Origin of the sequence: Nocardia sp. NPDC127526 (genome assembly GCF_042672265.1) — a bacterium.
Classification (GTDB): domain Bacteria; phylum Actinomycetota; class Actinomycetes; order Mycobacteriales; family Mycobacteriaceae; genus Nocardia.
The window spans coordinates 90104-112575 of record NZ_JBHXVO010000012.1 but is presented as its reverse complement, the minus strand read 5'-3'; the positions used below and the strand labels follow the sequence as shown (position 1 = coordinate 112575).

Sequence of the window (22472 nt, the reverse complement as noted above, 5' to 3'; positions counted from 1 at the left end):
GTTCTGATGCCCCGGCTCATCCTGTCTCGCGCGGCGGCGGCCGGTATCGACCCGAATCGGCTGGCGCGCGAGGCCGGTATGCCGTCCTGGTTGCTGGCCGACAAGACGGCCCGCGTGCCGAGCGACTACTACCCGAAACTGTGGGAGCTGCTCGAACACACCACGGGCGACCCGAATTCGACGCTGCGCGTGGTGGGCGGCTATCGCGTCGGCGAACTCGGCCTGTTCGACTATCTGATCTCCACCGCCGACACCCTCGGCGAGGGCCTGGAGGTGGTCGGCCCCTATGTCGGCTCCGTGAGCTCCAATTTCCGCATGGATCCGGGCGAACAGACCGAGACCGAATCCACCTTCAACCTCTACATGATCAATGCCGAGGGCCGCGGCCGCGATCTGAGCATCCAGTCGTCATTGGGCATCCTGGTCTCGCGCATCCGCCAGATGACCGGCCGCCCCATCGATCCGGTGCGCGTGGCCTTCGCCCAGCGGGCGCCCGCCCGGCACGACGCCTTCACCGAGCATTTCGGCACGGCCACACTCGATTTCGGCGCGCCCGTCGACAGCATGACCTACCGCCTGGCCGACTTCGAGCTGCCGCACGTCACCGCGGACCCCATGCTGGCGGCGGTGCTGCGCCGCTACGCCGCCGCCATGCCCCCGCCCCCGCCGCGCGCCACCGAATGGCCGGACCGGGTGGCCGGCGTGCTCGAGCAGCTCATCGACGACGCCGAACCGGCCCTCGATCAGGTGGCGCGCCGCCTGTTCACCAGTTCGCGAACCCTGCAGCGCCGCCTGGCCGAATCGGGCACCTCCTGGAAGCTGGAGGTGGAGCGCGCCCGCAAACGCCACCTCGAACAACCCGCACCGGCCGGCGTCGACCGGCTCGGGGCGCCGCGGTGAGGTAGTCCGTGAACGAGACAGCGGAGCCGGCCGACAGCATTCTCATGCCGCGATTCGTGCTCGCGCGCGCGGCGCAGGCGGGACTCGATCCCGACCGGCTCGCCCGCCGCGCCGGCGTCCCGAACTGGCGCGAGGGCGGGGAAGCCACCCGGGTATCGCACCGGCATTGCCCGCGGCTCTGGGAACTGGCCGAGGAGGAATCCAACGATGCCGGCCTCGCCCTGCGCTGCGCCGATCAGAGCACCGTCGGCGAACTGGGCGTGCTGGAATACCTGTTCCTCTCCGCGCCGACCCTCGGCGAGGCCCTGAACGCCGTCATCGCGCATTCGGGCTGCCTGACCACCAGTTACAGCATGCGGCTCGGCGACCGCACCGATCGGGAGATCGTCGTGGAACTCGCCACGGCCGCCGACGACGGCCGCGGCCGCGAGCTGCTCATGCACGCCGCCTTCGCGCTGCTGCTCGGCCGCGCCCGCTGGGCCACCCGCTATCCGGTGGTCCCGACCCGCGTCGCCTTCCGGCAATCCGCGCCCGCCGCCCTGGGCGAACTCGTCGAGTTCTTCGGTACCGCCACCATCGATTTCGCGCAATCGGCCGACAGCGTCACCCTGCGCGCCGAGGACTTGGCGCTGCCCATGAAGACCGCGGATCCGGACCTGGCCGGGGTACTGCGCGGCTACGCGGCGACGCTGCCCGCGACGCCGGATCTGACCCTGTCCTGGATCGACCGGCTCGCACTCGTGCTCGACGCGAGCCTGGCGAACGGCGCCGCCACCCTGGATTCCGTTGCCCGGCAACTGCACACCTCCCCGCGGTCGCTGCAACGCCGGCTCACCGATTCCGGAACCAGCTGGCGCCACGAACTCGACCGCGCCCGCCTGCGCCGTTTCGAGCAAGCCGCCCACCTTTCCCGCGCTCGCCAAGCCGAACTCCTCGGCTACGCCGATCCGGCCAGCCTGCGCCGGGCCGTGGCGCGCTGGCAGCGCCATGATCCTGGCTGACAACTAGGCAACCCGGCTACCTGGTAGCAGCATTTTGGCGCGGTAGCTGTCCAGTTGGCGTGTTCTGCACTCCCGAGCGCGCTGCGCCGCAAAGAAACTGGACGGAAACGCCTGCGTCGCCTCGCGCCGCGCGAGCAGGCGTTCGAGATGCGTGGCCGTGGCCGACGACGTCCTCGGCCACGCATTGCTTTCGGTGCGCCTCGTCCGGCCAGGTAGTCGATTGGAGCCGTCCCATGCCCCACACCGCAGAAACCGCCACCGCCTACGTCATCACCGCCCTGGAGGAGCGCGGCACCGCGACCCGAGACGACTTCGATATCCCGGCGATCGTCACCGTCACCCATACGCTCACCGACACATGGGATTTCCACAGCGTCGATCGGTCGCTGTTCTGGAACGTCGCGGCCACCTTCATCAAGACGTAGCGTTTCCGCGCCTACGCCGAAGCCCGTTCGGTGAGCGGCCGCCCGGTCAGAATCCGTCCGGCGACGCCGAGCAGGCTGCGGTAGCCCCGCAGCGCGCTTCCCGAGAAGCCCACGGACCACACGGTTTTCGGCCCGTCGGGCACCAGGGGCTTGCCCTCCAGCCGGTCGGCCAGCCAGTCCACCACGATCGGCAGCGCGATCACCGCCAGCGTCACATGCCCGCTGAGCCGGTCGCGAATGTATTGCACCGGAGTGCCTTCCGCGCGATAGCGCCACACCTGTTCGTCCATGTCCTCGACGCGGACGACGATGTCATTGGTGGCCTGTACGACCAGCATGGGGAAGGCGGGCGGCTTGCTGACCGGCTTCAGCTCCTCGAAGACCGAGCGGAACTGCGGGCGCGCCATCAGCTCGGCGACCTCGACATCGGTGTGCTTGCCGATATCGCGGCCGATGCTGCGGAAGAGGATGGGGAAGATGGTGTTCGCTTCCGCATGCGCCATGAGGTCGAGGAAGGTCCGGTCGAAATGGGTGCGCACGGCGCGGTCGAGATCCGGGTAGGCACGGCAGAGGGCCGCGAGGACCAGCGGGATGAGCCCGGCGAGCACGGTGCCGTTGAGCTTCGAGAACGCGCTCTGCGGATCGCCGACGGGCGAGCCCGCGGAGGCGCCGACGATATCGATCTCGGGGGCGTATTCGGCGGCCAGTTCCGCCGCCCAGGTGGTGGCCAGGCCGCCGCCGGAGTAACCCCACAGGGCGACGGGGGTGTTCGCCTCGAGGCCCAGCGGTTCGAAGGACAGGGCGGCGCGAATGCCGTCCAGAATCCGGTGCCCGGGTTCGCGGGGCACGCCGAAATGCCCGTCGCTGCCGACATGATCCGGAATCGACAGCGTCCAGCCGCGGGTCATCGCATTGGCGAACAGGAAGATCTCGAACTGCGGGAACGAGCCGAACGCGCTGGCGCCGTGGCGCAGGTTGTAGGACGGCAGCCCGCGGTCGACGACCACGTCGATGGCGCACTGATAGGACACCAGCGGGCGGGGCTTGGCCGGATCGGCGTTCCACGGCCGCAGCACCGTGGTCACCACGGCCTCCGGCTCGCCGTTCAAATCGTTGCTGCGGTAGAGCAATTGCCATGCGCTGACCTGCTGCGGAATCACGCCCAGCAGGCCGAGCTCGACCCGCCGAAATCGGATGATCTCACCGGGCGCGTAGGAAGCCAGCTCCGGCGGGGCCTGGTAGAACGGGTCCTCCCCCGGCAGCAGCGGGCCACCGGCCGCCGGTTCGCTCTCGACGGCCAGGCGCAGCGGTACGACGTCCGCGGACACGGCATCCGAAGGTTCCTCGAGATCAACAGTCATGGAAACGCCCCTCCTGCTTCATTCAACGATGAACTGGTTCAAGACGGTAACAATCTCGGTGATCGAGACTTCGAGTTTCGAATCCGCACGAGCACTGGCCATTCCGCGCAGCAACCCGGCATGCACCCCGCTGGAACGAGGGGTTCTCAAATGACGCGAACCCCGCGCAATCGCGATCGCTAGGGGGCGCGTAGGGGTCGACGCGGAATGTAAAATGTTGTGCGCCAAGGAATTACGGAAGTACCGTAATTCGTCATGGCCGTTCCGACGCTTCCGTTCGAATCGCTACCCCCCACCGCCCGCTTCGATATCGGGCCCGAGTTGTACCAGCGCGTACACCTCTTGCCCGACATGCCGATTCGCATGCGCGACGGCGTCGCGCTCTCCGCGGATCTGACCCGCCCCGCCGATGAGACGGGCCCGATAACCGAGCCGATGCCGGTCGTCGTCAGCTTCACGCCCTACAACAAGAAGTTCTTCCGCGCCCTGGGCGGACCCCGGGTCCGGGCCTTCGGCCGCTGGGTCGGTCCCTCGGACCGCCGCCGCTTCACCGGCCGCGACGCGCTGCACACCCTCGCGGGCGGCGTGTTCGACGTGCTGGGGGTGAGCCGGACGCTGGTCACGCGCGGCTACGCCTACCTCATGGTCGACGTCCGCGGCACCGGTACCTCCGCCGGCCGCTGGGACTTCTTCGGCGAGGACGAGCAGCTCGACTACCTGGAGGTGCTGCGCTGGGCGCGCGAACAACCCTGGTGCAACGGTCGGGTCGCGTTGACCGGCATCTCCTACAACGCCATCGCGGCCCTGCTCGCCGCGGGACGGGAACCGGACGGGCTCGAAGCCATCTTCGCGGTCGAGGCCGGGGAGAATCCGGTTCGCGAGCTGGGTTTGACCGGCGGCGTGCCGACACCCGGGCTGGGCGTGTGGCTGGTGGGCGTGAACACCGTCAAATGGATGCCGTCCATCGGCGGGCTGCTGGCGTCGGGCACGGCGTGGGAATTCCTGCGCGACCGGCTCGCCGACCCGGTCAGCTGGCTGTTCCGCTCGCTGGGCATCGCCCTGGCCGAGCGGCACGACGACGCGTATCTCAATGACAACTGGAACGCCAAACTCGCGGAATTGGAGAAGATCAAGGTCCCGACCTGGCTGCACGGCAGCTGGCACGATGTGTACGCGCGGTCCAATTTCCGCATGTACAACCGCATTTCGACCGATCCGGGGGCCAAGCAGCTGGTGGTGGACGACGGCTATCACCTGACGCCCGGCTCCGGGCTCGGGGCCGCCGATGCTCCGCAGGCGCTGGATGAGTTGCAGTGCGCGTGGTTCGATCGGTGGGTCAAGGGCATCGACAATGGCATCGACCGCTACGGCCCGATCACGCTGCGGCAGTTGGGCGGTGACTGGGTCGCGCGCGAGAGCTATCCGGTGGCGGGCGCGCGCCTGCACCGGCTCTATCTGCATGCGAACGCACCGGAATCCGCCGGGTTGGCGCCCGAACCGCCCACCGTCGAGCAGCGCGTGACCCTGCCCCGGACCTTGCCCAGCCTGGCCTCGAGCAATACCGCCGTCATCTCCATGGGCCTGTCCACGCTGCTCGGCAGGCGTTTCGGCTCCGACGACCGCTGGGCCGAGGCCGCCGCGCTCACCTTCACGACCGAGCCGTTCGACACCGATGTCGTGCTGTCCGGCCCGATGAACCTGCACCTGTGGGCCGAAGCCGCGGGCGCCGAGGCATTCTGGTCGGTCACGGTCACCGATGTCGGCCCGGACGGCGCATCGGCGGCCATTACGCGCGGTGCGCTGCTGTCCTCCCTGCGCGCCGTCGACACCGACCGAAGTGGTTACGTCGACGGCGAATTGGTGGCCGCGGAGCACCCGATGACGGCCGAGTCGGTGCTGCCCGTGACGCCGGGCGAACCGTTCGCCATCGATATCGACATCAATGCCACCGAGGCGATCCTGTACGCGGGCCACCGGCTGCGGGTGGCCGTCAGCGGGTCCGGCTTCCCCCGCCATCTGCTGAGCCTGCCGCAGCTGCGGAAGGTCAAGGGCCAGACCGTCATTCTGGCCCCCGACCGGCCCAGCTACCTGACCTGCACCGCCGTCGGGCTCTGAATCGCCTGGAAGGCGAGATATCCCGGCTCGGCCGGATCCAGCACGATGCTCTGGCCGAGGATCTCGCGCTGCTTCCAGCGCGGAATCAGGTGCCGCGGGAAACTGGTGCGGCTCACCGCGACCCGCAGCCGATGACCGGGGCGCAGCAGCGCCTCGGTCGGATTGATCTCGATATCCAGGTCGAAGGGCTCGCCCGGTTTCACCGGCTGCATGGAGTCCGCGGTCAGCGGATGGCTGGCGAACAGCAGCTCACCGTCGACGTAATAGCTGGTCTCCGGGTCGGTGTAGCGCATCGAGGACAGCAGCGCCCCGCGGGTGATCGGGACCGAGAGGCCATCGGGATACACATCGCAGACGGTGACCGACCAGAAGGCGTCGGTGCCGTCGGCCACGGCGCGCAGGTGCAGGTTCATCGGCCCGGTGAGCGTCAGCTCGCCGTCCATCGGCGCACTGGTGAAGGTGACGGCGGTGGCCTCGCTGCGGCGATCGTCGTTACCGTGATCGGGACCGAACAGCAGGGTTATGCCCATGCTCATGACGGCGCTGTTGCCCGAGGCCGCGCTGACCCGGCCGACCGGGACCCGGAGGTGATCGCGGCTGCCGTCGGGCCTGGGCGAGAGTCCCGCGTCGATGGCGGCATGCGGTGCGGTGCCGGTGTTCTCGGCGGTCAGGTAGAGCCTGCGGACCTGCGCGACGGGATCCGGGAAGTGCTCGCGCTGCACCCAGCGGCCGTCGCCCTGACGGCGCACCGTGACGGGGCCGTACCGGTCGATGCCGTTGTCGATGCCCTTGACCCAGCGGTCGAAGAACGCGCACTGCAATTCGTCGAGGGCCTGCGGATTGCCCGGATCGCCGAAACCCGCGCCCGGGGTCAGGTGGTACGAGTCGTCGACCAGGATCTGTTTCGCGCCGGCCGCCACCGGAATGCGTTCGTACATCCGGAAATTGGAGCGATTGTAGACGTCGTGCCAGCCGCCGTGAATCCAGGTGGGCACGTCGATCTGTTCGAGCTGCGGTATTTTCGCCGCCCACATCGCATTGAGATAGCCGTCGGGGGAATCGGCGAGACCGATGCGCGCCGCGCGTCCCAGCCAGCCGGAGCGGGCGGTCATCCGGTGGCGCACGAACTCTCGCATGAGCCCCTCGCGCAGGAGCCCCGGCAGGGCCGGAACCATCTTGCCGCTGTTGACCGCCAGGATCCACAGCAGCATGCCCGGTGTGGGCACGCCGCCGGTGAGACCGAGTTCGCGCGGCGGGTTCTCCCCCGCCTCGATGGCGAAGACCGCCTTCAGGCCCGCCGGCCGCTGCGCCGCGGCGTGCAGCGCGGAGATCGCGCCGTAGGACAGGCCCATTACCGCGATATCGCCATTGCACCAGGGCTGTTCGCGCACCCAGCGCAGCACCTCGACATAGTCGAGCTGTTCGCGTGGGCTGAAGAAATCCCATGCGCCCATGGATGTTCCGGTGCCGCGCACGTCGACCATCAGGCCGACATAGCCGCGCGCGACCGCGGTGCGATTGATGGCGAAGGGTTCCAGCACGCCGCCCGCGGGCGTGCGCAACACATCTCGCGCGGTCATCCGGGTGCGATCCGAGGCCCGCACCAGGCCCGCCAGCCGGCGCAGCGCGGTGTTCGCCCGCATGGTGTGCCGGTTGAACATCTTGTTGTAGGGCGTGAAGTTCACGATGGCGGGCAGCGGTTCGGCGGTCGCCCCGCGCGCGTCGCCCGGCCGCAGGATATCCGCGGAGAGCAGCACCCCGTCCGACATGCGAATCGGAACCGTATTGTGCGCGAACAGCTTCGGGTATCTGACCGGGCCGATATCGAATCGGGTATCCGGCGGAGCCTGCGGCTCGCGCGGAACGGCGGTGGACAGGGGTTCGGTCATCGCGAGTCCTTCGTCGACGTCGGTGTCGATGTGGAGCGCCGGGTCGGGCGACCTACGCTCTCGTCCCCAGGATAAATAGTCTGAGACAGTTTCCAAAGGGGTCGCGATCCAGAATCCTGACGCGCGACTGTGTGCGCCAGCGGAATTCGTCGTTGGCGGAGCCGGTGTTTCGGACCGGCTCCGCCCGGGTGTCTCAGGCGCGCCGATCCACCGCGGCCCAGGCCGCCAGCGCGACCACGCTCGAGACCACCGCGACCGACGGCCAGGCGCCGATCTTCTTGGCCAGCGGATGCGAGGCGCCCATGGCCCCGATCGACACGCCGGTCAGCGCCGCCGCGCCGCCCGCGCCGACCGTCTTGTACCACTGCGGCACGGCGGCGAGGGTGCCCGCCGCGAACACCGCACCGCCCAGCTGCCGCTTCTTCGTCGCCTGAGCAAGCGCGAAGCCACCGGTGAGACCACCGGCGACCAGTGCAGACGTGGGAATACGAGCCATCTTCACAACCTCCAGCACAGATCCAACAACTGTCTCGACCATAGACCCGGCGCGCCGGCGTCCGGATTCGGCCTACTACACGCGCCCGTAGACGATCGAAAATCGTTGGACCACCGCCCGATATGTCCGCATGATCGTCGGATGACCTCGACTCCCCAGGAACGCCTCAGGCTGGTCGGCCGCGAGCAGCCGGCCGCCGCCCACGAGGCGCTGTCGTGGGTGATGAACATCGACGATGCCGATACGCCCCGCGACATCATCGACGCGCTCGGCCTCGCACCGTTTCTCAGCGGCGAACAACCGCACGCGGTGACGAAGGAACTCGAGCACGTGAAGCCGGACGCGCCGCTGCTGCCCGCCGGCGCGCTCGTGCTGCGCACCAGCGAGGACGAGGGCACCCGGACGGTCCTGTCCACCGGCGACGGCTGGACGCTGCGCGTGGACCGCCGCACCAGCGGCAATGCCGTGCTGCACATCAGCGCCACCACCGAGGCCCTCGCCCGCGAGATCCTCGACGCCTGCACCGCCGATGCCACGGTGGCACCCGAGCCCGACGAGAGTCACGTCTCGATGGGCTTCTGGCACTACGGATCCCACGGCCCGCAGCGCCGCGAGCGCACCATCACCGCCGCCGCCTGGTCCGAGGTCGCGCAGAACTACGCCACCGCGGTCGGCGAGGCCATCGGGAAACTCATGGCCACGCGCGCCGACAGCGTCTCCGGCCGCCTGCTCCTGCTGCACGGGCCGCCCGGCACCGGCAAGACCTCCGCGCTGCGCGCCCTGGCCCGGGAATGGAGCGACTGGTGCCAGGTCGACTGCGTGCTCGACCCGGAGATCCTGTTCTCCACGCCCGGCTATCTCATGGAAGTGGCCATGGGCGTGGACACCTACGACGAGGCCAAGCGCCGCTGGCGGCTGCTCGTCCTGGAGGACTGCGACGAGCTGATTCGCGGCTCCGCCAAAGAGTCCACCGGACAAGGCCTTTCCCGCCTGCTGAACCTCACCGACGGCATGCTCGGGCAGGGCCGGGACGTGCTGGTGGCCATCACCACCAACGAGCACCTCTCCCGCCTGCACCCCGCCGTCATCCGGCCCGGCCGCTGCCTGGCCCAGCTCGAGGTGGGACCGCTCTCCCCCGCCGAGGCCACCACCTGGCTCACCCGCGAACTCGACGACCGCCCGCACCCGGCGATCGGACCCGACGGCATGACGCTGGCCGAGCTGATCGAAGCGCGAGACAACCGCTCGCGCATTCAATCCGAGCCCGCTCCCGACCTCACCGGTTCCGCCGGCTACCTGTAGCCCGCGAGGCGACCGAACCCGCAGACAGCAGCTCTCCGCCCTCGTGCGGCAGCCTCCCCCGTCCTCGCGCGGCAGCCTCTCCCGTCATCCCGGCGCGCTTTTGGCCGGGATCTCCTACGACGCGGTGGATTCCGGCCAAGAACGCGCCGGAATGACGAAGGGAATGTTCGACCGGGCAGTTCGGCCGCGCGGTCAGGGGACGAGGGGGCGGACCTGTTCGGCGACGAAGCGGACGAAGCCGGCCGGATCCGGCTCGTCGGAGGTGGGTTCGAGGATGACGCTGGTGGCGCCGGCCTCGGTCCAGCGGGCGATGGCGTCGGCCATGGCGTGGGCGTCGCCCGCTACGCCGATCTCGTCGGTGTAGTTGTTTCTGCGGCGGTCGGCGGCGAGGCGGTCGGCGGCATCGGGGCCGGTGGCGGCGAGCAGGTAGACGACGACCGGATACGGCTGGGCGGCGGTGCTTTCGGGGCGGGCGGCGCGGAGGGTGTCGACGGCGGCGCGAATGCGGTCGGGCGGGGTGCTGCTGGTCAGGATGACGCCGTCGGCGGCCGCGCCGACCAGACTCAGGGTGCGCGGGCCGCTCGCGGCGGACAGGATCGCGGGCGCGCTGGCGGGCGGGTAGTCCAGGGCGACGTCGTCGAGCTGAATGTAGCGGCCCTTCACGGTGATTCGGTCCCCGGCGAGCAATCCGCGCAGGGCATCGAGGTATTCGCGGAGCAGCGTCAGCGGCGAGGCGGCGCGCACGCCCGCCTGGCCCATCCAGTCCAGGACACCGTGGCCCACGCCCCAGATGCCGCGGCCGGGGAACATCCGCTCCAGCGTGGCGATTTCCATGGCGGTCAGCGCGACATTGCGCAGCGGCACCGGCAGCACGCCGACCCCGATGCGCATTCGCTCACTCCATGCGAGAGCCGCTGCGGCGCTCGCGATTCCGCCTTCCTGGAAGCAGTCCTCCCACAGCCACAACTCCTCGAGCCCCGAATCCTCGGCCGCGCGAACAACTTCGCGCATGCGCTCCGGCGGATTCTCGGGACGGAACACGGCACCCAGCGTCGTCATCCTTCATGCCTACCAGAATCGGTCAGCACGGGACGCCGAGAACGGAGAGGAAGGCGGTGGCGGCCGGGGTGCGGGTGGCGCGGTTCCAGATGACGTATTCGATGCGGTCCGGGGCGTCGGCGATCTCGAGGGTGACCACACCGGTGAGTTTCGGGGCGTAGGTGGCGGGAACCATGGCGACGCAGAGGTTCTGCTCGACCAGGCGGGCCATGTAGTCGGCGGTGCTCACTTCGAAGGCGACGTCGCGGACGAGTCCGGCGGCGGTGAAGGCCTGGTCGGTCTGGATGCGGCCGGCCGTGCCGGCGGGGAGGTCCACGAACACTTCCTCGGCGAGGCGGCGCAGGTCGACCGCGGGCCCGGCGGCCAGTGGATGGTCGGGCGCGACCACGGCGACCAGGCGGCCGCGGGCCAGTTCGTGGGCGGCCACGCCGTGCGGGCGGGCGGTGATCGGCAAGCCGAGGAAGGCCACGTCGAGAGTGCCCTGCTTGACCTTCTCGACCAGATTGTCGCTCGCACCGACGCACAGGCCGATGCGCACGTGCGGGTACCGGCCGCGGATCTCGCGCAGCGCGCCGGGGACATCGACGGCGGCGACGGTGGGAATCAGGCCCACGGCCAGGCGGCCGCGGATCTCGCCGACGGCCGCGGCGACCTCGGCGGCGGCGCGGTCGGCGGCCTCCAGGCATTGCTGCGCGGCGGGCAGGAAGGCCGCGCCCGCCGGGGTCAGCCGCACCCGGCGGCTGGTGCGCTCGAACAGCTTCGCGCCGAGTTCCCGTTCCAGGCGGGCGATCTGGTGACTGAGGGCGGATTGCACCACCAGACAGCGTTCGGCCGCGCGGGTGAAGCTATTGGTCTCGGCGACGGCGACGACGTAGCGCATCTGCTGGAGCTCCATCTATCAATCGTGATTCACGATCGATGAATTGACAAACATGTGTTGGACTCATAGATCCGGCGTGCGCGAGACTTGGAGGTGTGAAAAGTCCCGCAGCACAGCCGATTTCCGGCGCGTACGGCAGCGAACCGCAGCGGGCGACGCTGTCCCGGGTCGCGCTGACTGCGATCGCTCCCGTCTCATGGGGCACGACGTACGTGACCATCACCGAGCTGCTGCCGGCCGGTCACCCAATGTTCGCCGCGCTCATGCGGGCGCTGCCCGCCGGGCTCATCGCGCTGGCGTGCACGCGGGTGCTGCCGCGCGGCGGCTGGTGGGTGAAGACCGCGGTGCTGGGCGTGCTGAATATCGGGCTGCTCAATGCCCTGGTGTTCATTGCGGCCGAACGCCTGCCGGGCGGCATTGTGGCGACGTTGGCGGCGGTGCAGCCGCTGATCGTCGCGGTGCTGGTCGTGGTCGTGCTCGGGGAGAGTCCCTCCGCGTGGCGCTTCGCCTGGGGGATCGCGGGCGCGGTCGGCGTCGGACTGGTGGTGATCGGCCCGGAGGCCGCCTTCGATCCGATCGGGGTGGCGGCGGGACTGATCAGCGCGGGGTCGATGGCGCTCGGGCTGACGCTCACCAAACGCTGGGGACGACCGCCCGAGGCCGGGCCGACCGCGTTCGCGGGCTGGCAGCTCGCGGCGGGCGGGCTGTTCCTGGTGCCCATCACATTCCTGGCCGAGGGGCCGCCGCCCGGCATCGATCCCATTGCCGCGCTGGGCTATCTCTGGCTGGGCGGGACCGGCGGGCTGATCGCGTATGTCGTGTGGTTCCGCGGCATCGCCACCTTGCCGGTCGCCTCGGTCGCGGTACTCGTCCTGATCTCGCCGCTGGTGGCCGCGGCGCTCGGGGCCGTGCTGCTCGGCCAGACCTTCGGCCCGATCCAGTTGGCCGGGTTCGGGATCGCGCTCGCCGCCATCGTCGCGGGACAGCTTCCCGTGCCTACTCGCAAAGAAAAGATGAGATGAAACGCATTCTCGGTATCACGGCGGCTCTCGGCTGCCTCGGCCTGTTCGCGCCCGCCGATCCGGCGGCGGCACAAGGGCTGTTTCCCACCACGATCGAATTGCCCGCCGGGTTCCGGCCGGAAGGCATTGCCATCGGAACGCTGCCGGTGGCCTATATCGGTTCGATGGCCGACGGCGACATCTATCGCGTGGACCTGATCACCGGGCAGGGCGGGGTCTTCAGCGAAGGGCCCGGTACGCAATCGCTCGGGCTCTCGCTCGACGATCGCGGACGGCTGTTCGTGGCCGGTGGCACGGCGGGTGACGCTCGGGTTATCGACACGCGGACGGGTGCGGTGCTGGCCGGCTATCAATTCGGCACGGCGCCGGACACTTTCGTCAATGACATCGTGTTCACGGGTGCGGGTGCGTGGTTCACGGACTCGCGCAGTCCTGTGCTGTATCACCTGCCCATTGGTCCCGATGGCGCGTTGCCGCCGCGCGAAGCGGTGGTGACGGTGCCGCTGAGCGGCGATATCGCTTATGTGCCAGGGGCTTTCAACGGCAATGGAATCGTGCGCACGCCCGACGGCACCGGGCTGGTCATGGTGCAGTCGGAGACCGGGCAACTGTTCCGGATCGATCCGGCAACCGGTGTGACCGAGCGGATCGATATCGGCGGCGAGAGCCTGGTCGACGGGGACGGGCTGCTGTTGCAGGGCAACCGGCTGCTCGTCGTGCAGAACCGGCTCAATGCGATCGCCGTGGTCACCCTCGATGATGCGGGCACGACGGGCACGGTCCAACGGCGCGTCACCGATCAGCGCTTCGATGTGCCGACGACCTTCGGGGTGTTCGGCGGGCGGCTGTATCTGCCCAATGCCCGCTTCGATACGCCGCCGGAGCCGACCACCACCTACAACGTGGTCGCCATCGATCAGCCCTGAGCCCGGCAGCGCCTGGACTCGAATAGGGCATCCGTCCGATACCCGCTGACGCCGCGCCCTTTTAGCCTCGAATACGGGTCGGGGGTGGGCTGCTGCGGCAGCGGGAGGAAGAGAGTTCCGATGATGCGGACGGGTAGTCGGCTGCGCGCCGTCATAGGCGTGCTGCTGGGTGCGTTGGCGCTGGTGCTGGTGTTGTCGGCGTGCACGACAAAGGAATCCGATTCCGGCGCGCCGGCGTCGAGCACGGTGTCGAAGACCTCGGTCAGCGCCACGAAGACGGTCACGCCGACGAGTTCGGGTGCACCGCAGGGCAATCCAGGCGGCGCCGGTGGCCAGGACGTATCACAGCCGGGCGGTGGCGGCAATGGTGGCGGTGGCGGTACGGATCAGGGGAATGTGCCCACCGCGCCGAACGAGTGCGGGCCCGATATTCCCTACTGCGGGACGGACAATTGCGATTCCGGCGTCATCTGCGGCGAACAGCCGACCGTGCCCACCTCCACGAGTGATTGCCCGGGCGGCGTTCCCTTCTGCGGCACCGACAATTGCGGATTCGGCCAGTGCGGCAATCCGGACGAGGTGAAGTGCACGGACAAGATCAACTATGCGGGCGATCCCCGCTCGAATGCCGAGATCAACATGATCGGTGAACGCGACGGAAGGTGCCCCGACCCGATCCGCCTCACCACCACCGTCGCCCCGGTGCCGACGACCACACCGCCCCCGGTGACCACCACGACCGGGTCGTGGCCGACGACGACCACCCGCTAGGCGGCGTACTCCGGTTGTGATCCGACCGCGGTGACGAGCCCCGTGACCACCGGTGAATCGTCCAGCGCCTGCGCGCTGGACGATTCACCGGTTTCGGCGCTCGAATCCGTCTTGTCATGAGCGGCCAGGTAGACGCGTTGCAGGCTATTGATGCACATGCGTTCACGCTAGGCGCGGCGTGGATTCGGCCGCTTCTCGATTCCTGACCACTCGTTCCGTCAACCGAGCACGGGCAACTGCCGTTCATCCGCGAGCTTGCTCAGCTTCCGCTGCATCACACCGGTGACGAGCTCGTAGGCGGCATCCCAGTCGTCGGGCTCCTTACCGGCGTCTTCCAGCGCCGCCCGCACATCGATGGGGTCGCGAAACTCCACGATGATCTTGGCGGGCAAGGGAATGTGGCCGAGGGCATCACTGATATTGAGGCCCCACGGCAGAGCGAACGAAATGGGGAAGACCTTGACCCGGAACAAGCGGTCCAGTCGCAATGCCCGCGCGATCCGATCGCCCCTCGTCAGGATGAACAATGTCTCCTGACCGCCAATAGTCACCACCGGCACAATCGGCACACCTTCCTCCACCGCCAACCGCACGAACCCCTTCCGCCCGGCGAAGTCGATCCGATCCTGTTCACACGTCGGCCGCATAACCTCCCAATCCCCGCCCGGATACACCAGCACCGCCGCACCCACCCGCAAGGCCTTCCGGGCATTCTCCGGGGCCGCCGCCAAGGTCCCCCACTTCCGCGCCGCATCCCCCAATCCCGGCGCGACCATCAGCAAGTCGTGCGCCAATTGGTAGAACGCCCGCTCCACCCCGAAATACCGCACGAACCCCAACGCCGTCACCGGCACCTCCGGCGCGGTGATTCCCCCGGTGTGATTCCCCACCAGCAAAACCGGCCCCTCGGCGGGCACCTTCTCGATCCCCCGTACCTCGGCCCGGAAATACACGCGCACCATCCGCCACCCGAAATCAACTGTGCGAGCGATAAATTCCGGATCGCGGTCGCTCAGCTTGCCCTCCGGCACCAGCCCGCGCACCCACTCGCTCACCGCATCCACCGGCCGTCTCCAGAATCTCGCGCTCATAACTCCGGTTGTGCCCGGCCGAGGGCGCCCGAAACGCGCTCGCGATTACCGATGGTCGGTGAAGGCGGCGTCGAAGGCAGCGGGCGGGGGTGTGATGGCGTTGTGGCGGCGGATGAAGGTGAGGGCTTCGGGGGCGCCGGATAGGCGGTCCATGGCGGCGTCTTCCCATTCGATGGAGATGGGGCCGGTGTAGTTGATGGCGTTGAGGGCGCGGAAGGAGTCTTCCCAGGGGACGTCGCCGCGGCCGGTGGAGACGAAGTCCCAGCCGCGGCGGAGGTCGGACCAGGGGAGGTGGGAGGAGAGGCGGCCGCGGCGGCCGTCGCCTACGCGGAGTTTCGTGTCTTTGCAATCCACGTGGTAGATGCGGTCGGGGAAGTCGAGGATGACGGCCACGGGGTCGAGGTCTTGCCAGATGAAGTGGGAGGGGTCCCAGTTGAGGCCGAAGGCGGGGCGGTGGTCGATGGCTTGGAGGGTGCGGACTGTGGTCCAGTAGTCGTAGGCGATTTCGCCGGGGTGGATTTCGTGGGCGAAGCGGATGCCTTCGGCGTCGAAGACGTCGAGGATGGGGTTCCAGCGGTCGGCGAAATCTTGGTAGCCGCGGTCGATCTGGGCTTGGGAGACCGGGGGGAACATGGCGACGGTGTGCCAGATGGAGGAGCCGGTGAAGCCGACCACGGTGGTGACGCCGAGTTCGGCTGCCGCCCTGGCGGTGTCGGCCATTTCGGTGGCGGCGCGTCGGCGGACGCCTTCGGGGTCGCCGTCGGACCAGATGCGGGCGGGGAGGATGGCGCGGTGGCGGTCGTCTATGGGGTGGTCGCAGACCGCTTGGCCTACCAGGTGGTTGGAGATGGCGAAGACTTGGAGGCCGTGCTTTTCGAGGGTTTTGCGTTTGGCGGAGATGTAGGCGGGGTCGGAGAGGGCCTTGTCGACTTCGAAATGGTCTCCCGAGCAGGCTATTTCGAGGCCGTCGTAGCCCCAGCCCGCTGCCAGTTCGCAGACTGTCTCGAAGGGGAGGTCGGCCCATTGGCCGGTGAACAGGGTTATCGGTCGCATGGCGGGTCTCCTGCGATGGTGGTCCAGCGGCCCGCGTCGGCGGCGCTGGATTCGACTGCGGCGAGGACGCGTTGGACGGCGAGGCCATCGGCGAAGGTGGGTTCGGGATCCTTGCCGGCGGCGATGGCGATGATGAGGTCGGCGACCTCGTTGGTGAAGGTGTGGTCGTAGCCGAGAGCGTGACCGGGGGGCCACCAGGCGCCCGCGTAGGGGTGCTGGGGTTCGGTGACCAGGATGCGGCGGAAGCCGGCGGTGTCGGCGTCGCCGGTATTGTCGTGGAACCACAGCTCGTTCATGGCCTCCAGATCGAAGGCCAGGCTGCCGCGAGTTCCATTGAGTTCCAGCCGCAGTGAGTTCTTCCGGCCGGTGGCGACCCGGGTGGCCTCGAAGGAGGCCAGGCCGCCGCCGGAGAGGCGGCCGAGGAACAGGGCGGCATCGTCGACGGTGACGGGGCCGCTGCCGGGGCCGTCGGGGAGCGGGCGTTCGGTGACGAAGGTGTCCAGCAGGGCAGAGACGCCGATCAGCGCTTCCCCGGTGACGAATTGGGTGGCGTCGATAATGTGCGCGCCGATATCGCCGAGGGCCCCGGAGCCGGCGCGCTCGCGATCGAGCCGCCAGCTCATGGGCGTGAGCGGATCGGCAAGCCAGTCCTGGAGGTACTGCGCCCGCACATGCCGGATGGCCCCGATCCGCCCCTGCGCCACCAACTTCCGGGCCAGCGACAGCGCGGGCACGCGCCGGTAGCTGAAGCCGACCATGGACCGCACCCCGTGGCGCGCCGCCCGCTCGGCCGCGGCGGCCATGGCCTCCGCCTCGGCCAGGGTATTGGCCAGCGGCTTCTCACACAGCACATGCTTGCCGGCTTCCAGTGCGGCGACGGCGATTTCGGCATGGCTGTCGCCGGGGGTGCAGATATCGATGAGATCGACATCCTCGCGTTCGAGCAGATGCTTCCAATCGCCCACCGCGCTCCCCCAGCCGAGCCGGGCGGCCGCCGCGGCCGCCCGCCCGGCATCGCGCCCGGCGAGCACGGAAAGCACCGGCTGCCACGGCAAATCGAAGAACGCGTCCACGCTGCGCCAGGCGTGGGAGTGGGCGCGCCCCATGAAGGCATGGCCGACCAGGCCGATGCCGACAGTCGGTCGGTTCGTCGAGCTCATCGGGCTCCGTTCGGGTCGGGTGTCAGTAACCGTTGGCCAGGTACTGATCCACGTTGTCCTTGGTGACGACCGCGGAGAAGGTCGTGATCTTCGCGGGCACATCGTGTTCGGCGAGATCGCCGAGCGCCTTGCGCTGCCCCAGCAGCCGGGCCAGCGCGACCGCGGAGGAGGCCATGGCGGGGCTGTAGAGCACGGTCGCCTGCAAGGGCGAGCTCCCTCCCTTGATCTCGTTCATGGCCTGAGTGGAACCACCGCCGCCGACCATGACGAATTCACCGGCGCGATTGGCCTGCCGGATGGCGGCGAGCACCCCGATGCCCTGATCGTCGTCGTGATTCCACATGGCGTCGATCTTCTTGACCGCCTGCAACATCTGGCTCGCCACCTGCTGCCCGCCCGAGGCGGTGAAGTCGGTGGACTGCCTGGCCTCGATGCGGAATCCCGCGGCTCCCAGCGCATCCCGGAAGCCCTGGCTGCGCTCCTGAGTGAGCTGAAGATTGTCGATTCCCGCGATCTCCACGATCACCGGGTCGGCGATGTTCTTCTCCCGCATCCGCGCGATGATGAAATTGCCCGCATTGATGCCCATTCCATAGTTGTCGCCGCCGATCCAGGTGCGATACGCCAGCGCCGAGGCGAACACCCGATCCAGATTGATCACCGGAATCCCCGCCGCCATGGCGCTTTTCGCGATCTCGGTGAGCGCATTGCCGTCGAACGGCAGGATCACCAGCACATCGACCTTCTGATTGATCAGCGTCTGCACCTGCTCGATCTGGCGAGCGACGTCATTGGTCCCCTCGGTCAGGCTGAGCTTCACATCGCTGAGCCCCTCGGCCTGCGCCCGGGCATTGCGGGTGACGGCCGCGGTCCAGCCGTGATCGGCCGAGGGCGCGGAGAATCCGATGTTCACCTCCGCCCCGGCGGCCGCATTGTCGCCGGTATTGCCCGCGACCTGGGTGGTGGAGGTGCTCTCGTTGGAGGTGCAGGCCGCCGCGAACAGGCCCGCGCCGGCCGCCAGCCCGCCGAGCAGCACGCCGCGTCGGGAGGGGGAATGGGTGGTGCTCATGGTATTCCTTAGTGCTTCAACAGTTCTCAGGTGAGAGTGGGGACGGCCCGGGCGCGGCCGAAGCGCTGGAACAGCAGGACCGCGACGATGATCGCGCCCTTGCCGATCGCCTGGATGGGTTGTTCCAGGTTGTTGAGGATGAACAGGTCCTCGATGACGGTGAAGACCAGCACCCCGAGGATCGACCCGGTGATGGTGCCGAATCCGCCGCTGAGCAGCGTGCCGCCGATGACCACCGCGGCGATCGCATCCAGTTCGTAGAGCTGGCCGTTGGTGCTGGCCCCGGTGGTCGTCTGCGCGGTGAGCATGATGGCGGCGATACCGCAGCACACGCCGGAGATCACATACAGCAGCAGCGTGTGCCGCCGCACATCGATGCCGGCCAGCCGCGCCGCCTCCGGATTGCCACCGACCGCGCAGCTGCGCCGCCCGAAGGCGGTGCGCTCCAGCAGGATCCACCCGATGGCCACCACGACCAGGAACAGGTACACCAGCAGCGGAATGCCCAGCACCCGCTCCTGCGCCAGCGCCAGCAGATCGGTGGTGACCAGCTGCGACTGCCGCCCCGAGAGCTGTTCGGCCAGACCGCGCGCGGCCACCATCATGGCCAGCGTCACGATGAACGGCACCAGCTTGCCGTAGGCGATGAGCGCACCATTGAGCAGCCCGCAGGCCGCGCCGACGGCCAAGGCGCTGAACATCATTCCGGCCACGCCGTAGGACTGCGTCGCGGTGGTCGTGCACCACACCGAGGCCAGCGCGATGATCGCGCCCACCGACAGGTCGATGCCGCCGCCGATGATCACGAATGTCATGCCCACGGTGACCACGCCGATCACCGACGCCAGCGTGAGAATGGTGATCATATTGCTGGTGCTGAGGAAGTCCTCGCCCTTGGTCACCGCCCCGACCGCCAGCAGGGCCAGCAACGCCACCACCAGCGTCGCGTGTTTGCGAATCTCGCGGCGCGCCTTGCCCGGTGCGGCCGCCGCCGGTCGATCACCGGGCGGGGCCGCCGTTTTCGCCTGCACCTCACTCACAAGGCGCTCCCTTCCATGATCATGGCGATGATGTCGTGTTCCCCGAGCTCGGCCGCGGCGGCCGCGTGGATCACCACGCCGTCGCGCAACACCAGCACCCGGTCCGCGAGCGCGAGCAGTTCCGGCAGATCGCTGGAGACCAGCAGCACCGCCACACCCTGCTCGGACAGCCGGCGGATCTGGGCGTACACATCCGCGCGCGCACCGACGTCCACCCCGCGGGTGGGCTCGTCCAGCAGCAGCACCCGGGCGTCGTCGAGCAGCCAGCGCGCCAGAATCGCCTTCTGCTGATTGCCGCCGGAGAGTTCGCGCACCGGATGCGCGGGATCGGCCGGACGCACCCCGACGCGATCCAGGGCGGCACGGGTGTCGGCGCGTTCGCGCCGCCGGTCGAACCAGCCGAAGCGGGAGTAGCGCGGCAGCGAGGCGGCGGAGATATTGCGCCCCACCGATTCCAGCAGGAACAACGCCTGCGATTTGCGCTCCTCCGGCGCGAGACCGAGCCCGGCGGCCACCGCCGCGCGGGTACTGCCGGGCCGGATCCGCCGCCCGTCGACCAGCACCCGGCCCGCCGACGGACGCCGCGCGCCGTAGACGGTCTCCAGGATCTCCGAGCGCCCGGCCCCGACCAGCCCGGCCAGTCCGACGATCTCCCCGGCGTGCACGGTGAACGACAGATCGTGGAATCGGCCCGGCAGCGCGAGCCCCTCCACCCGCAGCACCTCCCCGCCCGCGAGGCGCGATGTCCGCGCCGCCGCCTGCCGGAGATCGCCGCGCCCGGTCATCAGCGACACCACATGCTCGGTGGTGGTCCCGGCGGGCAGTCCGGCGGCGACCGTGCGCCCGTCCTTCAGCACGGTGATCCGATCGCCGATCGCCCGGATTTCCTCCAGGCGATGCGAAATGTAAACCACCGCAACGCCTTCGGAACGGAGCTGGCCGATGATGCGAAACAGGTTGGCCACCTCGTCATTGCCCAGCGCCGCCGAGGGCTCGTCCATGACGATCAGCCGCGCGTCGTGCGAGAGCGCCCGCGCAATGCTCACCACCTGTTTGGCCGCGGCGGGCAAGGCGCCCACGGCGGTATCGGGCCGCAGCTCCGCATGCCCGAGCCGCCCGAGCAGTGCGGTGGTCGCGCGCGCCGCCGGCGCCCGGCGGGTGAATCCGAAGCGCGAATGCTCGTGCCCGAGAAAGATGTTCTCGGCGATGCTCAGCCCATCCGACAGGTCCAATTCCTGATAGATCGTCGCGATCCCCAGCCGCGTCGCCGCCGCGGGCCCGGACAGCCGCACCGGCGCACCGCGCCAGCGCATTTCACCCCCATCGGGTTGATGCGCCCCCGACAGCACCTTGATCAGCGTCGATTTCCCGGCCCCGTTCTGCCCGAGCAGGCAGTGCACCTCCCCCGCCCGCACCTCCAGATCGACATGATCCAGGGCCCGCACGCCCGGGAATTCCTTGACGATGCCGCGCATGGTGAGCACGGTGTCCATGGCCGGCCTCCTCGCCGGCGCCGCGAATCAGGCGACGCTGAAGACGTGATCGCTGATGAGCCGGGCCGCGCCGATGAGCCCGCCGACACCGGCGAGTTCGGACAGCACGATCGGCAGATTGCCGGTGGCCAGCGGCAACGACCGCCGGTAGACGACGCTGCGGATCTCCGCGAGCAGCGGATGCCCGAAACCGGTGACGCCCCCGGCGATCACCACCAGCCCGGGATTGAAGAAGCTGACCAGTCCGGCCAGCACCGTGCCGAGATGCCCGCCCGCCTCGCGAATCATGGCCACCGCCACCGGATCTCCCGCCGCGGCGGCATCGGCCAGATCGGCGGCGCTCAGCGTCCCCGCCGTCGCCAGCCGCTCGGCGAGGAAGGCCGATCGCCCGGCCCGCGCCGTGGCCACCGCCTCCCGCGCCAGCGCCGCCCCGCCCGCATACGCCTCCAGGCAACCGGCATTGCCGCAGGCGCACACGGGCCCGTCATCACTGATCCGGATATGGCCGATATCCCCCGCGCTGCCGGATACGCCGCGATAGATCCCGCCGCCCACCACGATCCCGCAGCCGACGCCGGTGCCGACCTTGACCAAGAGGAAGTCTTCGACGGAATGCGCTGACCCGGCATGCATTTCGCCGAGCGCCATAATGTTGACGTCATTGTCCACCAGCACCGGGCAGCCCAGTTCCTGCGCGACCGCCTCGCGCACCGGAAACCGATGCCACCCGGGCATGATCGGCGGCGTCACCGGTATCCCGTCGCGAAAGCTCACCGGCCCCGGCACGCCGATCCCCGCCCCGTGCAACCGCCCGCCCGCCGCATGCTCCTCGCGCAGCTTGCCGACCAGATCCAGCACCCGCTCGAGCACCGCCGCCGGCCCCTGCCGGATATCGCACGGCTCGGAAAGCTTTCCGAGCACCCGCAATTCGCCGTCCGTCACCGCGACATCGATCGAGGTGGCCCCGATATCCACGGCCGCGAACCGCAACCCGGAGGCCAGCCGCGCAATGGCCGACCGCCGTCCCCCACTGGAGGCCGCGAGTCCGCCCGCCTCCACCAGCCCCAGCTCGGCCAGCCGATCGAGCTCGACCGCCAGCTTGGATCGGGACAACTCCATGGGATGCCCGAGCTCCGACCGCGATTGCGGCCCGCGATCCCGCAACAGCCGCAATAGCCGTACCTGGTGGGCGTTTTCGGGTCGAGCCGCGATCCGCATCGGGTCCTTCTTTCCTACGGATACCGCGATTCAACGCCTCTTTGTCGCCCCCTGTCCCGACTTTCGACGAATTCGCACAAAGTTTGTTCTGTGTCGAGACAAAGTGGTGGGGGGGCGCGAGAGGCCCCCCCAGTGCGGTTATAGAGAAGGACGCGCGCGGTTTCGTACCCGCGGTGGGGGGTGAGCTGCCAACAGCCCCCC

The 22472-nt window shown here is 69.1% G+C and carries 21 protein-coding genes; 8 read left to right on the top strand and 13 right to left on the bottom strand.

Going from position 1 to position 22472, the window contains the following annotated elements:
* Window positions 1-6 precede the first annotated feature (6 nt).
* The 3 genes from ACFVIV_RS21010 to ACFVIV_RS21000 all read left to right on the top strand — a co-directional run bounded on the left by ACFVIV_RS21010 (window position 7) and on the right by ACFVIV_RS21000 (window position 2326).
* Entirely contained in the window at window positions 7-900 is an 894-nt protein-coding gene (locus ACFVIV_RS21010) for an AraC family transcriptional regulator ligand-binding domain-containing protein (protein WP_379198715.1), read from the top strand.
* A gap of 8 nt (window positions 901-908) precedes the next feature.
* Window positions 909-1901 carry an AraC family transcriptional regulator ligand-binding domain-containing protein gene (locus ACFVIV_RS21005; RefSeq protein WP_379198713.1) on the top strand — a complete coding sequence of 331 codons (993 nt, stop codon included), beginning with the start codon at window positions 909-911 and terminating at the stop codon, window positions 1899-1901.
* Between the two features lie 233 nt (window positions 1902-2134).
* Window positions 2135-2326, top strand: a complete 192-nt coding sequence (locus tag ACFVIV_RS21000) for a hypothetical protein (RefSeq protein ID WP_379198711.1) — start codon at window positions 2135-2137, stop codon at window positions 2324-2326.
* Window positions 2327-2337: 11 nt separating this feature from the next.
* Here the strand turns inward: ACFVIV_RS21000 and ACFVIV_RS20995 are convergent, their stop codons facing one another.
* The gene (locus tag ACFVIV_RS20995; RefSeq protein WP_379198709.1) at window positions 2338-3687 is read right to left on the bottom strand and encodes a lipase family protein; all 1350 of its coding nucleotides are present in this window, start codon (window positions 3685-3687) and stop codon (window positions 2338-2340) included.
* Window positions 3688-3942: 255 nt separating this feature from the next.
* Here ACFVIV_RS20995 and ACFVIV_RS20990 point away from each other — a divergent pair, with 255 nt between their 5' ends.
* Complete coding sequence (locus tag ACFVIV_RS20990; protein WP_379198707.1) at window positions 3943-5802, top strand: CocE/NonD family hydrolase; 1860 nt, start codon at window positions 3943-3945, stop codon at window positions 5800-5802.
* Here ACFVIV_RS20990 and ACFVIV_RS20985 read toward each other — a convergent pair.
* Together ACFVIV_RS20985 and ACFVIV_RS20980 are read right to left on the bottom strand one after the other, a co-directional pair.
* Window positions 5772-7691, bottom strand: a complete 1920-nt coding sequence (locus ACFVIV_RS20985) for a CocE/NonD family hydrolase (protein ID WP_379198705.1) — start codon at window positions 7689-7691, stop codon at window positions 5772-5774. The two genes, ACFVIV_RS20990 and ACFVIV_RS20985, sit on opposite strands and share 31 nt — an antisense overlap.
* 193 nt (window positions 7692-7884) lie before the next feature.
* On the bottom strand, window positions 7885-8187 hold the full coding sequence (locus ACFVIV_RS20980) for a hypothetical protein (RefSeq protein ID WP_379198703.1): 303 nt from the start codon (window positions 8185-8187) through the stop codon (window positions 7885-7887).
* Between the two features lie 141 nt (window positions 8188-8328).
* Between ACFVIV_RS20980 and ACFVIV_RS20975 the strand changes: the two genes are divergently transcribed.
* The gene (locus ACFVIV_RS20975; protein ID WP_379198701.1) at window positions 8329-9489 is read left to right on the top strand and encodes a DUF5925 domain-containing protein; all 1161 of its coding nucleotides are present in this window, start codon (window positions 8329-8331) and stop codon (window positions 9487-9489) included.
* Window positions 9490-9681: 192 nt separating this feature from the next.
* Here the strand turns inward: ACFVIV_RS20975 and ACFVIV_RS20970 are convergent, their stop codons facing one another.
* On the bottom strand, window positions 9682-10548 hold the full coding sequence (locus ACFVIV_RS20970) for an LLM class flavin-dependent oxidoreductase (protein WP_379198699.1): 867 nt from the start codon (window positions 10546-10548) through the stop codon (window positions 9682-9684).
* A gap of 22 nt (window positions 10549-10570) precedes the next feature.
* A complete protein-coding gene (locus ACFVIV_RS20965; RefSeq protein ID WP_379198697.1) occupies window positions 10571-11443 on the bottom strand; it encodes a LysR family transcriptional regulator in 873 nt (290 codons plus the stop codon).
* Window positions 11444-11523: 80 nt separating this feature from the next.
* Here ACFVIV_RS20965 and ACFVIV_RS20960 point away from each other — a divergent pair, with 80 nt between their 5' ends.
* The 3 genes from ACFVIV_RS20960 to ACFVIV_RS20950 all read left to right on the top strand — a co-directional run bounded on the left by ACFVIV_RS20960 (window position 11524) and on the right by ACFVIV_RS20950 (window position 14147).
* A complete protein-coding gene (locus ACFVIV_RS20960) occupies window positions 11524-12450 on the top strand; it encodes an EamA family transporter (protein WP_379198695.1) in 927 nt (308 codons plus the stop codon).
* Window positions 12447-13376 (top strand): SMP-30/gluconolactonase/LRE family protein, encoded by a 930-nt coding sequence (locus tag ACFVIV_RS20955; protein ID WP_379198693.1) that lies wholly within the window; start codon window positions 12447-12449, stop codon window positions 13374-13376. The genes ACFVIV_RS20960 and ACFVIV_RS20955 overlap by 4 nt, the downstream gene beginning before the upstream one ends.
* A 123-nt stretch (window positions 13377-13499) precedes the next feature.
* Window positions 13500-14147, top strand: coding sequence for a hypothetical protein (locus ACFVIV_RS20950; RefSeq protein WP_379198691.1), 648 nt, complete (start codon window positions 13500-13502; stop codon window positions 14145-14147).
* Here ACFVIV_RS20950 and ACFVIV_RS20945 read toward each other — a convergent pair.
* From ACFVIV_RS20945 to ACFVIV_RS20910, 8 genes are all read right to left on the bottom strand, one after another.
* On the bottom strand, window positions 14144-14305 hold the full coding sequence (locus tag ACFVIV_RS20945) for a hypothetical protein (RefSeq protein WP_379198689.1): 162 nt from the start codon (window positions 14303-14305) through the stop codon (window positions 14144-14146). The genes ACFVIV_RS20950 and ACFVIV_RS20945 overlap by 4 nt on opposite strands.
* 60 nt (window positions 14306-14365) lie before the next feature.
* A complete protein-coding gene (locus ACFVIV_RS20940) occupies window positions 14366-15211 on the bottom strand; it encodes a lysophospholipid acyltransferase family protein (RefSeq protein WP_379198687.1) in 846 nt (281 codons plus the stop codon).
* Between the two features lie 72 nt (window positions 15212-15283).
* Window positions 15284-16291 carry a sugar phosphate isomerase/epimerase family protein gene (locus tag ACFVIV_RS20935; RefSeq protein ID WP_379198685.1) on the bottom strand — a complete coding sequence of 336 codons (1008 nt, stop codon included), beginning with the start codon at window positions 16289-16291 and terminating at the stop codon, window positions 15284-15286.
* The gene (locus ACFVIV_RS20930; protein ID WP_379198683.1) at window positions 16279-17451 is read right to left on the bottom strand and encodes a Gfo/Idh/MocA family protein; all 1173 of its coding nucleotides are present in this window, start codon (window positions 17449-17451) and stop codon (window positions 16279-16281) included. The genes ACFVIV_RS20935 and ACFVIV_RS20930 overlap by 13 nt, the downstream gene beginning before the upstream one ends.
* Before the next feature lie 22 nt (window positions 17452-17473).
* Window positions 17474-18520 (bottom strand): substrate-binding domain-containing protein, encoded by a 1047-nt coding sequence (locus ACFVIV_RS20925; protein ID WP_379198681.1) that lies wholly within the window; start codon window positions 18518-18520, stop codon window positions 17474-17476.
* A gap of 26 nt (window positions 18521-18546) precedes the next feature.
* Window positions 18547-19560, bottom strand: coding sequence for an ABC transporter permease (locus ACFVIV_RS20920; protein ID WP_379198679.1), 1014 nt, complete (start codon window positions 19558-19560; stop codon window positions 18547-18549).
* Window positions 19557-21053 carry a sugar ABC transporter ATP-binding protein gene (locus ACFVIV_RS20915; protein ID WP_379198678.1) on the bottom strand — a complete coding sequence of 499 codons (1497 nt, stop codon included), beginning with the start codon at window positions 21051-21053 and terminating at the stop codon, window positions 19557-19559. The genes ACFVIV_RS20920 and ACFVIV_RS20915 overlap by 4 nt, the downstream gene beginning before the upstream one ends.
* Before the next feature lie 27 nt (window positions 21054-21080).
* Window positions 21081-22271, bottom strand: coding sequence for an ROK family protein (locus ACFVIV_RS20910; protein ID WP_379198676.1), 1191 nt, complete (start codon window positions 22269-22271; stop codon window positions 21081-21083).
* Between the last annotated feature and the right edge of the window lie 201 nt (window positions 22272-22472).

Coding starts and splice junctions, on each gene's coding strand:
- ACFVIV_RS21010 (WP_379198715.1), top strand. CDS start 7: ATGCCCCGGCTCATCCTGTCTCGCGCGGCGGCGGCCGGTATCGACCCG.
- ACFVIV_RS21000 (WP_379198711.1), top strand. CDS start 2,135: ATGCCCCACACCGCAGAAACCGCCACCGCCTACGTCATCACCGCCCTG.
- ACFVIV_RS20995 (WP_379198709.1), bottom strand. CDS start 3,687: ATGACTGTTGATCTCGAGGAACCTTCGGATGCCGTGTCCGCGGACGTC.
- ACFVIV_RS20990 (WP_379198707.1), top strand. CDS start 3,943: ATGGCCGTTCCGACGCTTCCGTTCGAATCGCTACCCCCCACCGCCCGC.
- ACFVIV_RS20985 (WP_379198705.1), bottom strand. CDS start 7,691: ATGACCGAACCCCTGTCCACCGCCGTTCCGCGCGAGCCGCAGGCTCCG.
- ACFVIV_RS20980 (WP_379198703.1), bottom strand. CDS start 8,187: ATGGCTCGTATTCCCACGTCTGCACTGGTCGCCGGTGGTCTCACCGGT.
- ACFVIV_RS20975 (WP_379198701.1), top strand. CDS start 8,329: ATGACCTCGACTCCCCAGGAACGCCTCAGGCTGGTCGGCCGCGAGCAG.
- ACFVIV_RS20970 (WP_379198699.1), bottom strand. CDS start 10,548: ATGACGACGCTGGGTGCCGTGTTCCGTCCCGAGAATCCGCCGGAGCGC.
- ACFVIV_RS20965 (WP_379198697.1), bottom strand. CDS start 11,443: ATGGAGCTCCAGCAGATGCGCTACGTCGTCGCCGTCGCCGAGACCAAT.
- ACFVIV_RS20955 (WP_379198693.1), top strand. CDS start 12,447: ATGAAACGCATTCTCGGTATCACGGCGGCTCTCGGCTGCCTCGGCCTG.
- ACFVIV_RS20950 (WP_379198691.1), top strand. CDS start 13,500: ATGCGGACGGGTAGTCGGCTGCGCGCCGTCATAGGCGTGCTGCTGGGT.
- ACFVIV_RS20945 (WP_379198689.1), bottom strand. CDS start 14,305: ATGTGCATCAATAGCCTGCAACGCGTCTACCTGGCCGCTCATGACAAG.
- ACFVIV_RS20935 (WP_379198685.1), bottom strand. CDS start 16,291: ATGCGACCGATAACCCTGTTCACCGGCCAATGGGCCGACCTCCCCTTC.
- ACFVIV_RS20930 (WP_379198683.1), bottom strand. CDS start 17,451: ATGAGCTCGACGAACCGACCGACTGTCGGCATCGGCCTGGTCGGCCAT.
- ACFVIV_RS20925 (WP_379198681.1), bottom strand. CDS start 18,520: ATGAGCACCACCCATTCCCCCTCCCGACGCGGCGTGCTGCTCGGCGGG.
- ACFVIV_RS20915 (WP_379198678.1), bottom strand. CDS start 21,053: ATGGACACCGTGCTCACCATGCGCGGCATCGTCAAGGAATTCCCGGGC.
- ACFVIV_RS20910 (WP_379198676.1), bottom strand. CDS start 22,271: ATGCGGATCGCGGCTCGACCCGAAAACGCCCACCAGGTACGGCTATTG.